Origin of the sequence: Mesorhizobium sp. M5C.F.Ca.ET.164.01.1.1, from assembly GCF_004792125.1 — a bacterium.
Taxonomy (GTDB): domain Bacteria; phylum Pseudomonadota; class Alphaproteobacteria; order Rhizobiales; family Rhizobiaceae; genus Mesorhizobium; species Mesorhizobium wenxiniae.
In genome coordinates this window covers 200,019-212,580 of record NZ_SRTG01000007.1, presented here as the reverse complement: position 1 = coordinate 212,580, position 12,562 = coordinate 200,019, and the positions used below count along the sequence as shown (strand labels likewise).

Here is a 12,562-nt window from a genome sequence, read left to right as displayed (position 1 = left end):
TATTCAAGCCTCAATCCGAAAACCGGTTCCCGCTTTTCGCCTACGGGAAACCTTTGGTTCGGGATCGGGCTCCCGATCAGTCGTCCGTGACGACCGTGCAACGGCCGCCGCCCCTCAGAATATCACCGAAACCACCCTTCTCGTGGATCGAATAGACGATTATCGGAATGTTGTTTTCGCGCGCAAGTGCAATCGCGGCCGTATCCATGATCGAAAGACCGCGTCTTATGACTTCGCCATGGCTGATGCGCTCGAAGCGGGTCGCATTCGGGTCCTTCTTGGGATCTGCCGAATAGACGCCGTCGACCTGGGTACCCTTGAACAGCGCATCGGCGCCGATTTCCGCCGCGCGCAGCGCCGCGGCCGAATCGGTGGTGAAGAAAGGATTGCCGGTGCCGCCGGCGAAAATGACGACCTTGCCCTGGTTCATGTAGGCGGTCGCTTGGCGCTGCGAAAAGCTCTCGCAAAGCTCAGGCATGGCGATTGCCGACAGCACCACCGCGTCGACGCCGATCTTATTCAGCGAAGTGCGCAGCGCCAGCGAGTTGATGACGGTGGCGAGCATGCCCATGTGGTCGCCGGTGACCCGGTCACCTCCCTTGGACGCAACCGCCACGCCGCGAAAGATGTTGCCGCCGCCGATGACGATGCCGACCTCGATGCCCAGGGCGCGGGCCTCGGCGATGTCGGCGGCGATGCGATCGACTACCGACACGTCGATGCCGAAATGCTGCTCGCCCATCAACGCTTCGCCAGATGCTTTCAGCAAGACACGTCGGTAGAGGGGCTTCACCGTCATCTGGTCCTCATTATCATGCGTGTGACGCGCCGCGGGCTGCCGCCGCGCAGGCGCTGCCCCGAAGCATTGGGTTCCGATACACGAAGGGCGCCGCGATGTCACGCGGCGCCCGAACCGGAAAACTCTCTTCCAGCCTTTAGCTTACGCCGGCAAATGCACCTTGCATGAGCAGATCCGGGCATGAGCAGATCCGGCAGACAGCCAGCCGGCCTGTCGCCGGCCGCACCGCGCAAGAAATCCGCCGGGCATCCTCGCGGACACCCGGCCATAAAGTCTTTTCAGAAAGATAGGGTACGGTTTACTTCTTGACCGCCGCCGCGACTTCCGCCGCAAAATCGGTCTCTTCCTTCTCGATGCCCTCGCCGAGCGCGAAGCGCAGATAAGCAATGATCTTGGCCGGTGCGCCGATTTCCTTCTCGGCATCCTGCAGCGCCTTCTCGACGGTGATGTCGGGATTGAGCACGAAAGCCTGCTTGAGCAGCACGACCTCTTCGTGGAACTTGCGCAGACGGCCCTCGACCATCTTCTCGATGATCGCCTCCGGCTTGCCGGACTGGCGCGCCTGGTCGGCGAAGATCGCCTTCTCGCGCTCGACCGCGGCCGGATCGAGCTGCTCCGTCGTCAGCGCCATCGGGTTGGTGGCGGCGACATGCATGGCGACCTGACGGGCAAAGGCGTTGGCGGCCTGCGCGTTGCCTGTCGTCTCGATGGCGACCAGTACGCCGAGCTTGCCAAGGCCGTCGGCAACCGCATTGTGGACGTAGGTCGCGACAGCGCCGTGCTCGACCGTGAGCTTGGCCGAACGGCGGAAGCCAAGATTCTCACCGATTGTGCCGACAGCGTCCTTGATGGTGTCGGCCACCGACTTGTCGGAACCCGGATACGGGGCGGCTGCGACGGCCTCGGTCTTGCCGCCATAGGCGAGCGCGACTTTGGCGACCTTGGCGACGATCTCCTGGAAGGCGGCGTTGCGGGCAACGAAGTCGGTCTCAGAATTGACCTCGACGACCGCCGCCTCGCGGATACCGGAATCGACGCCGATCAGGCCTTCGGCCGCGGTACGGCCGGCCTTCTTGTCGGCCTTGGAAATGCCCTTCTTGCGCAGCCAGTCGACGGCCTCTTCCATGTTGCCGTTGGTCTCGTTCAACGCCGCCTTGCAGTCCATCATGCCCGCGCCGGTCAAGTCGCGGAGTTCTTTGACCTGTGCAGCCGAAATACTCATTGTCGCCTCTTTGTTTAAAATGCACCGACGCACCACCGGTCCTCGATGATGCGCCTGGCGCCAGCGCTTAGCGCGCCAGAATATGAGAAAGATGAAGGCCGAAACCGGCCTTCCCTGTTACGCTTCCGGTGTCTGGGCAGCCGGTGTCTCGGCGGTCGGCGTCGGCTCGAGTGCCGGCTCGATCGGGGCCTCGGCCAAAGCGCCAACGTCGACGCCAAGCGCGCCCTGCTGGCGAGCAATGCCGTCGATTGCAGCCTTGGCGATCAGATCGCAATAGAGCTGGATGGCGCGGGCCGCGTCATCATTGCCGGGGATCGGGAAATCGATCTTGTCCGGGTCGCAGTTGGAATCGATGATGGCGACGACGGGGATGCCGAGGCGCTTGGCCTCGAGGATGGCGATCGCTTCCTTGTTGGTGTCGATCACGAACATCAGGTCGGGCGTCGAGCCCATGTCCTTGATGCCGCCCAGCGCCTTGTCGAGCTTCTCGCGCTCGCGATCGAGGTTGAGGCGCTCCTTCTTGGTGAGCCCCTGGGCCTCGCCAGCCAGCATCTCGTCGAGCTTGCGCAGGCGCTGGATGGAATTCGAGATCGTCTTCCAGTTGGTCATCATGCCGCCGAGCCAGCGGGAGTTGACATAGTACTGGGCCGAGCGCTGCGCGGCGTCGGCGACGATGTCGGACGCCTGGCGCTTGGTGCCGACGAACAGCACGCGGCCACCCTTGGCGACGGTGTCGGAAACTTGCTTGAGCGCCTGGTGCAGCAGCGGCACCGTCTGCGAGAGGTCGATGATGTGGATGTTGTTGCGGGCGCCATAGATATAGGGCGCCATCTTGGGGTTCCAGCGGTGAGTCTGGTGGCCGAAGTGAATGCCAGCTTCCAAAAGCTGGCGCATGCTGAAATCAGGCAGAGCCATTCTTGAGTATCCTTTCCGGTTAGCCTCCACGGACACAGGCATTTCTGGACTTTGCCTCGAACGCCACCGGAGGTTTCAGCCGGATTTCTCCCGGGCAGATACCAAAGTCCGTGTGTGGAATGAGCGCGCATATAGAGGGGTTGTGCGGCAAACGCAAGCGCTGCAGTGTCTTGCGGGTCAGCGTGCGGCGATCAGCGCACCCGGCTATGGTCGTATCTTCCCCTTCGGCACGCGGACACGCCGGAAAACAGCAACGATCTCTTCGCGGCTGCATTCGATGGCGCCCAGCCGCACCGCGCGGTCGCGCTCGAAGCCGGTTATGTCATAATGCGGCGCCGATGTCTTCGGCGGCCCCTGATAGGACGAGCGCTTGACGCCGAGCTGTGCTGCAAAACGATGCAGCTCGTCGGTGTCGTCGGCCAGCAGATGACACCAGCGGTGGCCGACCCATTTCCAGATCGCCGCGTCGACATACACCGCCATGAGGTTTGCCGCACTCCTTCATCTTGCGCCGACCAGCGGAGCCGCAGTTCACCTGGGGCCAAGATCCAAACGTTAGCGATGATAGAAGGGATTCGGATAGAAAATGAAGCCGCCCGCGGCTTCGAGTTCGGCTACTGACGTGGTGACAGCCGCCTGCATACGGCTGTGCAGTTCGGCGAGCGCATCGTCGATCGAGCCCGGAAAGGCGTGCAATCCCAACGGTTCCGGCACCCGGATATGCGCGCAGCGCGGCCCGGCCGGCTGCGGCACGAAGCGGTTGATCGTATCGCGCAGCGTGCCCTTGCAATAGTCGTTGCGGACGCGCTTCAGATGCTCGGCGATCTCCTCTTGCGTGATGCGCGAGTTCACTGAGGCCCACGGTCCGACGCGCTGGAGACGCTGGATCGTGTCCGCCAGCGTGCGGACCTGTTTTTGTCTCTCAGCGTCGCCGCTGTTTTCCCGCAGCCAGCGGCGCGACCGGCGCAAAAGCTCGGCGATCTCGTTGGCGCCGGGATCGAACGAAATGCCCTCCCCCAGGCGCCGGCTCAATTCGAGCAGCAGTTGCGTCTGACGCGCTGCATACGAAGCCCGTTCGTCGGGCGCCATACCACAGGCAATCTCATCGCGCGACAGCAACGTCGCATAGACATGGTGGACACGCTCCGGCAGCGTATCGGCGGCACGGCGTTCGATCTTCAGGCTCTTCTCGACATACGCGCATTCCTGCGCCAGCGCCGGCTCGACATTTTTGATGAAGGCGAGCTTCCAGACAACCGGCGCGATCCAAATCCTACAATCCTGATCCGTGGTGCGACCGCGCTTGAGCGCTTCGAACCCCATCTCGACCGCCCCCGGAAGGAGCGAACCGACGACATTTGCATGCCAGCCGACGCCGCCTTCGGGATGCAAGAGAACACCATGCCCTTTCAGCGCCCAGGCGATCGAGTATTCCTTGGCGGCCCCACTGTTGCCGGGAATCTGGGCGATCAGATTGTTGGCCAGCCAGAATTTCTGCATGATCCGGCCGAGGCCGTTGACGACGCCATGCGTGGCCCAGGATGCCGCGAGCGGACTGACCTGCGAGACGATCTCCTTGTCGATCATCCAGTCGGTAAAGAATTCCGGATGGTTGGGCGTGATGAACGTCGCCTTGCCGGCGCCGCAACAGGCCTTCAGTCGCTGCCGGTCGTCGTCGGGAAAGTCGATATGACGGATATTGGCGACGCCGCGCAATCCGGCCAGGCGGTTGAACGGCAACAGGTCGCGAACCCCGGGAATGCCATGCAGCATGACAACCCGGTTGACTACAGTCATGATCCTGATCAGCGCCGGATTGGGCCTCGGCGCCACGAACACATCGATTCTGCTCAACCCACCCCCCGATCGACCCATCGGCGTAGAAGTTGAGATGCAATTGCGGCGTGTTCAAGTCATGGCGCATGACCCCAAAAAATCGGAATCGATTTTCGGGAATGATCATGCGCAAAATCAAAGTGCTACAGCGTCCTTTTGCACGTCCAAGAACGCGCAAGAACGCGCGGCGCTGTAGGCGCCACCTTGCGGGCGTGGTTACCTGAAGCCTATTTGGGCGGACAGGCTTTCGACTGATCGAACAACGACAGATTGACCAGCTTGCCGGTCATCGAGAACTCGCCATAGTCCATGACGAGGTCGCGCGTGATGCCGTTATCATGCAGCTTGAAGCTGATCCGGTACTCCGGCACCTCCTCGCCTGACTTGTCGGTGCCATCGAAATAGGCGATGTCGACTGGCCAGTATTTGTCGGTGGCGAGTTTCGCCAGTGCCGGCGCTTCCGGATCAGCCTTGTCGGCATCGGCTTTCTTGCCGACGACAACGGTGGTGGTCATCACCTTGTCGGCATCTTCCGAGCCGTCGAACAGGTTGGTTTCGTAGAAATTTTCGCCCTTTTCGGCCTTGTCGATCAGTTCGGCCAGATGCTGGGTCGGAAACTGGGTGGCGGCGAGTTCGAGGCTGCTCTTCTCCGGCTTGTCGATGTCGACCTTGAGGCCCTTCGTCTCCTTCGTCGCGGTGCCCTTGACCTCCTTGTCGAGGTTCTGGTCGACGAAGGATTTTGTCACGAACGAGAACGTCTTGCCTTCGGCGTCCTCGAAAGTGGTCGTCTGCTGGTCGGTCAGCTTTGTTGCATTGTCGTTGGTGGCAATCTGGGTGACGAAGCGGAACTTCACCGTGTAGCCTTCGCAAGGTGAGCCGTTGAACTCATAGACCATGCGGCCGGAAATGCCGGTAATACCGGAGCGATCGGAGGCTTTGTCTAGGCTCAGATCATAAACCGCGCGATGCGCCTGCAGCGCCGGTACGGCAAAAGCCGGCGCCATCGAGAACACCGCTGGCAGCAGGACAGCGTGGAATGCGAGGCGTGTTGCGCGCATGAGGGGCTCCGATCATCGCGCCTGATGGCAGGCCGCAGGAAAGAGGGTCCAGCTTAAAAAAAGTCGTGGCGGAAGCGAGGCAAAAATAGCAATTTCGGCCCGGCCTGCCCGGCCTCATCAAGCAATAGGGAAATACCATGAGTGAAACAATCGAAAAGCGGCTAAGCGATCTCGGCGTGACGCTTCCGGTCGCCGCCGCGCCCGCCGCCAACTACGTGCCCTATTCCAGGTCAGGCAATCTGCTGTTCACCGCCGGGCAGCTGCCGCTCAGCGAGGGCAAGCTGCAGGCGAGCGGGCTGCTCGGCCGCGATGTCGGCACCGCAGGCGGCAAGGAAGCGGCAAAATACTGCGCAATCAACATATTGGCGCAGGCCAAGGCAGCCCTTGGCGATCTCGAGAAAATCCGCCGCCTGGTGAAGATCACCGTCTTCGTCGCCTCGGCGCCGGATTTTGTCGAACAGCACCTGGTTGCCAACGGCGCCTCGGATTTTCTGGTTGCAGTGCTCGGCGATCACGGCAAACATGCCCGCTCCGCCGTCGGCGCCGCCTCCCTGCCGCTTAATGCCGCAGTGGAAATCGAAGCCATCTTCGAAGTCGAATGAGCCAGTCATGACCGATCTTTCCTGGCTGACCGCCCGACCCGTTGCCCATCGCGGCCTCCACGACATGAACAAGACGCGGTGGGAGAACACGCTTTCCGCCTTTGCCGCGGCAGCTGAACGCGGCTATGCGATCGAATGCGACGTGCATCTGTCGTCTGATCGCATCCCGGTCGTCATTCACGATGGCGATCTGAAGCGGCTGACCGGCCAGGATGGCTTCGTCTGGCAGCGAACAGCGGCGGAGATGACGGCACTCAGGGTTGGCGGCACAACAGACCATCTGCCGACTCTGCAGCAGGCACTCGACCTGGTCGATGGTCGTGTGCCGATGGTCGTGGAGCTGAAAGGGGTTCCCGGCCGGGACGAAGGGCTGGTGGAAAGCGTCGGCAAGATGCTCAAGCGATACAAGGGCAAGGCGGCGATCATGTCGTTCGACCACTGGCTGATCCGCGATTTCCCGAAACACGCGCCCGGCATTCCGGGCGGGCTGACCGCCTATGGCAAGGACGACAAGCTGATCGAGGCGCATTTCGCCATGCTGGCGCACGACATCGCCTTCACCTCCTACGCCGCCGGTGACCTGCCGAACCGGTTTGTCAGTTTCGTGCGCGAAAGGCTCAAAATGCCGGTCATCACCTGGACCGTGCTCGACCAACCGGCGGTCGACCTAACCTTTAGATATGCCGACCAAATGACTTTCGAAGGATTCGAACCCGATCTTGTACAGGTCGCTTGAGACCGAGCTTGCATGGACCGGCACGGAGCTTAAATAAGCCTCATGGATGAAGGCGATGAAGGCGACGGGCAAACGGCGAATGGAGCGTATGCGATCCGGGTTGCCTCCGGCATCGGAGCCTTCACCTGCGCGGAATGGGATGGCCTCGGCGGTACCGCACGCGCCGATACAGAAAACGGCTACAACCCCCTCGTTTCGTTCGCTTTTTTGAGCGCGCTTGAGGATTCGGGCTGCGCCGTGCAGCGCACCGGCTGGCAGGGCCATCATCTCAGGCTGGAGACAGCGCAGGGAAAACTGCTCGGTGCCGTTCCCTGCTACCTGAAATCGCACAGCCAGGGCGAGTATGTTTTCGATCACGGCTGGTCCGACGCGTTCGAGCGCGCCGGCGGGCGTTACTACCCAAAACTGCAATGCGCCGTGCCGTTCACGCCGGTCACCGGTCCTCGCCTGCTGGTCAACAAGGGCGAGGACAGTCGCGCCGTTAAAGCCGGCTTGGCAGCAGGCCTGAAGGCGGTGACGGACAAGCTCGGCATTTCTTCGGCGCACGTAACCTTCGCGCAGCAGAAGGATGTCGGGGCTCTGGAAGCGGCGGGTTTCCTGCACCGCACCGACCAGCAGTTCCACTTCTTCAACGAAGGTTTTTCGACCTACGACGATTTTCTCGCCACTCTGGCGTCGCGCAAGCGCAAGGCCATGAAGAAGGAGCGGCGCGAGGCGCTCGCCCACGGCATCTCGATCGACTGGCTGACCGGCAGGGATCTCACCGAAAGGATCTGGGACGACTTCTTTGCCTTCTACATGGATACCGGCAGCAGGAAATGGGGGCGGCCCTACCTCAACCGCGAGTTTTTCTCGATGATCGGCGAGCGCATGGCCGACGACATCCTGCTGGTGATGGCCAAGCGCAATGGACGCTACATTGCCGGCGCTATCAATTTCATCGGTTCCGATGCGCTCTACGGCCGCAACTGGGGCTGCATCGAAGACCATCCGTTCCTGCATTTCGAGGTCTGCTATCACCAGGCGATCGACTTCGCGATCGACCGTAAGCTGAAAGTGGTCGAAGCCGGCGCGCAAGGCGAGCACAAGCTGGCGCGCGGCTATAGGCCGGTGACCATGCATTCGGCGCATTACATCGCGCATCCCGGCTTGCGCAACGCGGTCGCCGACTATCTCAGGCGCGAGCGGCGCGAAGTGGAGCGAATGGGCGACTATCTTGAAGAGCACACGCCGTTCCGCAAGGATATGGCGGACGATTAGGGCGACGTGCGTCCAATTGGACGCACAAAGCATGCTCTAATACTTTGAATCTCCGCATCGTACTTTCCGAAAATCGATTCCGATTTTCGGGTTTGATACGGTAGAGCAAGGCACAATCCGGAGCGCACGCCATGGCCGAAACCACCTACGACAGCAGCAATATCTTCGCGAAAATCCTGCGCGGTGAAATCCCGTCGCATCGCGTCTATGAAGATGACGCCGTCGTCGCCTTCATGGATGTAATGCCGCAAGGGCCGGGTCATACGCTGGTTGTGCCGAAGGCGCCGTCGCGCAACCTGCTCGATGCCGATCCGGCAGTGTTCGGCCCGCTCTTCGCAAATGTCCAGAAAGTTGCGCGGGCAGTAAAAAAGGCCTTCGATGCCGATGGTGTCACAGTCATGCAGTTCAACGAGCCTGCGTCGGGCCAGACCGTCTTTCACCTCCACGTTCACATTATTCCACGCTTCGAGGGCATTCCTTTGAAGCCGCATAGCGGGCAAATGGAGAAGCCGGAAGTGTTGGCTGAGAACGCCGGCAAGATACGAGTGGCGCTGGAAAACTGAAGCCGGAGGTCGCACAGCAAACGCCTTCGGCCAATCACTACCTCTTCATCAACAAAAAAGCCCCGTTTCCGGGGCTTTTTTTGGCTTTCAGGCTGTCACCCCTTGCGGGGCAGTTGCGGCACCAAGCTGCGCTTGCCGCCATCCTTGCCCTTGGGCTCCGCCTTCTGCGCGATCGCCTTTTTCGCGACGGGCTTCTTGCTGGCAGCTTTCTTGAGTTTCGGCGTGTCGTCCGGTTCTTCCTTCTTCGGCTTGACCGGCGCCTCGTCGGCGAGCGACTCGAGCTTCAGGCCGGTCTCGCCTGTCTCCTTCTTCTCGACGGTGACACGCACCGTGCCACCCTTCTTGAGCTTACCGAACAGCACCTCGTCGGCCAGCGGCTTCTTGATGTGCTCCTGGATGACGCGGCCGAGCGGCCGGGCCCCCATGCGCTCGTCGTAGCCCTTCTCGGCCAGCCAGGCGATCGCTTCCTGCGACAGGTCGAAGGTGACGCCACGCTCGGAGAGCTGGGCCTCGAGTTGCATGACGAACTTCTGCACCACCTGGTGGATGACCGGAACCGGCAGCGAGCCGAACGGGATGATCGCATCGAGACGGTTGCGGAATTCCGGCGTGAACAGCCGGTTGATCGCCTCGATATCGTCGCCTTCGCGCTTGGTCGAGCCGAACCCGATCGCCGCGCGTTGCGCATCCGAGGCGCCCGCATTGGTGGTCATGATCAGGATGACGTTGCGGAAGTCGATCTGCTTGCCGTTGTGGTCGGTCAGCTTGCCGTGGTCCATGACCTGCAGCAGGATGTTGAACAGGTCCGGATGCGCCTTCTCGACCTCGTCCAGCAACAGCACGCAATGCGGATGCTGGTCGACGCCGTCGGTCAACAGGCCGCCCTGGTCGAAGCCGACATAGCCGGGAGGCGCGCCGATCAGCCGCGAGACCGTGTGGCGTTCCATATATTCCGACATGTCGAAGCGGATCAGCTCGACACCGAGCGAGGCGGCGAGCTGCTTTGCCACTTCGGTCTTGCCGACGCCGGTCGGTCCCGAGAACAGGTAGGAGCCGATCGGCTTCTCCGGTTCGCGCAGGCCGGCCCGCGCCAGTTTGATCGCCGAGGTCAATGCCGTGATCGCGGTGTCCTGACCGTAGACGACACGTTTCAACTCAACGTCGAGACCGGCCAGCACCTTCTCGTCGTCGGCGGAAACCGTCTTCGGCGGAATGCGGGCGATGGTGGCGATCGTCGCTTCGATCTCCTTGATGCCGATAGTCTTCTTTCGCTTGGCCTCCGGCACCAGCATCTGCGAGGCGCCGGTCTCGTCGATCACGTCGATTGCCTTGTCCGGTAGCTTGCGGTCGTTGATGTAGCGCGCCGACAGTTCGACCGAAGCCTTGATCGCCTCAGACGTGTAGCGAACCTTGTGGAACTCCTCGAAATACGGCTTCAGACCCTTCATGATCTCGATGGCGTCCTCGATGGTCGGCTCGTTGACGTCGATCTTCTGGAAGCGCCGCACCAAAGCGCGGTCCTTCTCGAAAAACTGGCGGAACTCCTTGTAGGTGGTCGAGCCGATGCAGCGGATCGTTCCGGACGACAGCGCCGGCTTCAACAGGTTCGACGCATCCATGGCGCCGCCCGACGTCGCCCCTGCCCCGATCACGGTGTGGATCTCGTCGATGAACAGAACCGCGCCCGGATAATCCTCGAGTTCCTTGACGACCTGCTTCAGCCGCTCCTCGAAATCGCCGCGATAGCGGGTGCCGGCCAGCAATGTTCCCATGTCGAGCGCAAAGATAGTGGCGTTGTGCAGCACTTCCGGCACGTCACCCTCGACGATGCGCTTGGCAAGGCCTTCGGCGATCGCCGTCTTGCCGACGCCGGGGTCGCCGACATAGAGCGGATTGTTCTTGGAGCGGCGGCACAGCACCTGGATGGTGCGGTTGATCTCGGACTCGCGGCCGATCAGCGGATCGATCTTGCCGGCTTTGGCCTTGTTGTTCAGATTGATGCAATAGCCGGTCAGCGCGTCCTGCTGCTTTTTCTTGCCGCCGTCCTCTTGCGGCTCGGCGCCGCTCTGGCCGCCCTGCTCGTCGTCGGCGCCGCGCGGCGACCGCGTCTCGGATGCGCCGGGGCGCTTGGCGATGCCATGCGAAATGTAGTTGACCGCGTCGTAGCGGGTCATCTGCTGTTCCTGCAGGAAATAGGCGGCATGGCTCTCACGCTCGGCGAAGATCGCAACGAGCACGTTGGCGCCGGAGACTTCCTCGCGGCCGGACGACTGCACATGGATCACCGCCCGCTGGATGACGCGCTGGAAACCGGCCGTCGGCTTGGAATCCTCGTCGTAGCCGGTGACGAGATTGTCGAGCTCGGTGTCGATATAGGTGAGAACCGTGTGCTTCAGCTCGTCGAGATCGACGTTGCAGGCGCGCATGACCGCGGCCGCCTCGGTGTCGTCGATGAGAGCGAGCAGCAAATGTTCAAGGGTTGCGTATTCGTGGTGCCGCTCATTGGCGAGCGTCAGCGCCTGGTGAAGCGCCTTTTCCAGGCCTTGTGAGAAAGCCGGCATGTTACCTCACTTCTTCTCCATCACGCATTGCAGCGGATGCTGATTCTGTCGGGCGAAATCCATGACCTGAGACACTTTGGTCTCGGCCACCTCGAATGTATAGACCCCGCACTCGCCCACTCCATGATTGTGAACATGTAGCATGATGCGTGTGGCGGCTTCACGGTCCTTCTGGAAAAAACGTTCCAGTACGTGAACCACGAATTCCATGGGCGTATAGTCGTCGTTGAGAATGAGGACCCGATAAAGGCTAGGCTTTTTGGTCTTGGTTTTGGTGCGCGTGATGACAGCCGTGCCGCGACCGGCCTCATTGCCGTCGTTGCCGTTTTGCATCCGCACCACATCTCTCGTGGCAGTCAAACCAATCGTCACGTAGCCCTGCCTTTTCGAATACCCATGCAAGTTCGACATGTAGGTCTTCGATGGACGATTTTAAGCCCTTCTGTTTAGCTGACAATATGGCTAGGTGGCCAAACTTGGCCGATTTTCGAAATCGTGAAGGCGGCAGAGCCCTCTGATTTCAAATTGCCATGAAAAAACCCGGCCGCGCGTTCGCGACCGGGTCTGTCATGCAGGCCCGAGGGCCATCTTCACATCATAGCGAGATTATTTCGATTTTGCGACGATTGATTCGAACGGCTTGTAGGCTTCCTTGGCGAGTTCGGCATAGAGATCGCCTATCTTGGTCGCTTCGGCGACGAAGGCTTCGTACGACTGCTTGGCAAAATCGGACTGGATCTCGATCGCCTTCTCCAGCGACTTGGCCGACAAAAGTTTCTCGGCTGCTGCGCTGCCGGCCTCGAAGCTTTTCTTGGTGTACTCGCCCGCCTCGGTGGCGATGGCCTGCGCACCCTTGGAAAGGGATGCGAAGCTCTTCAAGCCGGTGTCGGCAAACTCCTTGCCGTATTTGCTGAAATCTTCATAGGTCTGGGTCATTTCACGCTCCCTTGGCAGTTGCCGTTGAACGGTGGACGCGCCCTGTCCGGGGCCGCGTTGTGCAATGCAAGTTA

Annotated in this window: 13 protein-coding genes; 4 read left to right on the top strand and 9 right to left on the bottom strand. The window is 61.1% G+C overall.

From position 1 onward, the window contains the following. Positions 1 to 76: 76 nt before the first annotated feature. The 6 genes from pyrH to EN807_RS28000 form a co-directional block, all read right to left on the bottom strand. Positions 77 to 799: a UMP kinase gene (gene pyrH / locus EN807_RS28025; RefSeq protein ID WP_029352773.1), complete on the bottom strand. Its 723-nt coding sequence runs from the start codon at positions 797 to 799 to the stop codon at positions 77 to 79. A gap of 298 nt (positions 800 to 1,097) precedes the next feature. Then, positions 1,098 to 2,021, bottom strand: a complete 924-nt coding sequence (gene tsf, locus EN807_RS28020) for a translation elongation factor Ts (RefSeq protein WP_135937531.1) — start codon at positions 2,019 to 2,021, stop codon at positions 1,098 to 1,100. 117 nt (positions 2,022 to 2,138) lie between these two features. Next, complete coding sequence (rpsB, locus tag EN807_RS28015; protein WP_077384079.1) at positions 2,139 to 2,936, bottom strand: 30S ribosomal protein S2; 798 nt, start codon at positions 2,934 to 2,936, stop codon at positions 2,139 to 2,141. 204 nt (positions 2,937 to 3,140) lie between these two features. Beyond that, entirely contained in the window at positions 3,141 to 3,419 is a 279-nt protein-coding gene (locus EN807_RS28010) for a DUF4031 domain-containing protein (protein WP_029352779.1), read from the bottom strand. A 72-nt stretch (positions 3,420 to 3,491) separates the two neighbouring features. After that, positions 3,492 to 4,790 carry a hypothetical protein gene (locus EN807_RS28005; protein ID WP_135937530.1) on the bottom strand — a complete coding sequence of 433 codons (1,299 nt, stop codon included), beginning with the start codon at positions 4,788 to 4,790 and terminating at the stop codon, positions 3,492 to 3,494. Between the two features lie 209 nt (positions 4,791 to 4,999). Beyond that, positions 5,000 to 5,830: a cell envelope integrity EipB family protein gene (locus EN807_RS28000; RefSeq protein WP_029352783.1), complete on the bottom strand. Its 831-nt coding sequence runs from the start codon at positions 5,828 to 5,830 to the stop codon at positions 5,000 to 5,002. Between the two features lie 137 nt (positions 5,831 to 5,967). Here EN807_RS28000 and EN807_RS27995 point away from each other — a divergent pair, with 137 nt between their 5' ends. The 4 genes from EN807_RS27995 to EN807_RS27980 all read left to right on the top strand — a co-directional run bounded on the left by EN807_RS27995 (position 5,968) and on the right by EN807_RS27980 (position 8,991). Next, positions 5,968 to 6,432: a RidA family protein gene (locus tag EN807_RS27995; protein WP_135937529.1), complete on the top strand. Its 465-nt coding sequence runs from the start codon at positions 5,968 to 5,970 to the stop codon at positions 6,430 to 6,432. Positions 6,433 to 6,439: 7 nt separating this feature from the next. Continuing rightward, entirely contained in the window at positions 6,440 to 7,168 is a 729-nt protein-coding gene (locus EN807_RS27990; RefSeq protein ID WP_127314924.1) for a glycerophosphodiester phosphodiesterase, read from the top strand. 42 nt (positions 7,169 to 7,210) lie between these two features. Then, positions 7,211 to 8,428 carry a GNAT family N-acetyltransferase gene (locus EN807_RS27985; RefSeq protein WP_135937528.1) on the top strand — a complete coding sequence of 406 codons (1,218 nt, stop codon included), beginning with the start codon at positions 7,211 to 7,213 and terminating at the stop codon, positions 8,426 to 8,428. Positions 8,429 to 8,559: 131 nt separating this feature from the next. Beyond that, positions 8,560 to 8,991 carry an HIT family protein gene (locus EN807_RS27980; RefSeq protein WP_135937527.1) on the top strand — a complete coding sequence of 144 codons (432 nt, stop codon included), beginning with the start codon at positions 8,560 to 8,562 and terminating at the stop codon, positions 8,989 to 8,991. A gap of 95 nt (positions 8,992 to 9,086) precedes the next feature. On the opposite strand, the gene clpA is transcribed toward EN807_RS27980, so the two are convergent. The 3 genes from clpA to EN807_RS27965 form a co-directional block, all read right to left on the bottom strand. Then, a complete protein-coding gene (clpA, locus tag EN807_RS27975) occupies positions 9,087 to 11,552 on the bottom strand; it encodes an ATP-dependent Clp protease ATP-binding subunit ClpA (RefSeq protein WP_135937526.1) in 2,466 nt (821 codons plus the stop codon). A 6-nt stretch (positions 11,553 to 11,558) separates the two neighbouring features. Beyond that, positions 11,559 to 11,885: an ATP-dependent Clp protease adapter ClpS gene (clpS, locus tag EN807_RS27970; protein WP_029352795.1), complete on the bottom strand. Its 327-nt coding sequence runs from the start codon at positions 11,883 to 11,885 to the stop codon at positions 11,559 to 11,561. Positions 11,886 to 12,158: 273 nt separating this feature from the next. Then, entirely contained in the window at positions 12,159 to 12,488 is a 330-nt protein-coding gene (locus tag EN807_RS27965; RefSeq protein ID WP_135937525.1) for a phasin family protein, read from the bottom strand. Positions 12,489 to 12,562: the final 74 nt, after the last annotated feature.

Coding starts and splice junctions, on each gene's coding strand:
- EN807_RS27985 (WP_135937528.1), top strand. CDS start 7,211: ATGGATGAAGGCGATGAAGGCGACGGGCAAACGGCGAATGGAGCGTAT.
- EN807_RS28010 (WP_029352779.1), bottom strand. CDS start 3,419: ATGGCGGTGTATGTCGACGCGGCGATCTGGAAATGGGTCGGCCACCGC.
- tsf (WP_135937531.1), bottom strand. CDS start 2,021: ATGAGTATTTCGGCTGCACAGGTCAAAGAACTCCGCGACTTGACCGGC.
- clpA (WP_135937526.1), bottom strand. CDS start 11,552: ATGCCGGCTTTCTCACAAGGCCTGGAAAAGGCGCTTCACCAGGCGCTG.
- clpS (WP_029352795.1), bottom strand. CDS start 11,885: ATGCAAAACGGCAACGACGGCAATGAGGCCGGTCGCGGCACGGCTGTC.
- EN807_RS27995 (WP_135937529.1), top strand. CDS start 5,968: ATGAGTGAAACAATCGAAAAGCGGCTAAGCGATCTCGGCGTGACGCTT.
- rpsB (WP_077384079.1), bottom strand. CDS start 2,936: ATGGCTCTGCCTGATTTCAGCATGCGCCAGCTTTTGGAAGCTGGCATT.
- EN807_RS27980 (WP_135937527.1), top strand. CDS start 8,560: ATGGCCGAAACCACCTACGACAGCAGCAATATCTTCGCGAAAATCCTG.
- EN807_RS27990 (WP_127314924.1), top strand. CDS start 6,440: ATGACCGATCTTTCCTGGCTGACCGCCCGACCCGTTGCCCATCGCGGC.
- EN807_RS28000 (WP_029352783.1), bottom strand. CDS start 5,830: ATGCGCGCAACACGCCTCGCATTCCACGCTGTCCTGCTGCCAGCGGTG.
- EN807_RS27965 (WP_135937525.1), bottom strand. CDS start 12,488: ATGACCCAGACCTATGAAGATTTCAGCAAATACGGCAAGGAGTTTGCC.
- pyrH (WP_029352773.1), bottom strand. CDS start 799: ATGACGGTGAAGCCCCTCTACCGACGTGTCTTGCTGAAAGCATCTGGC.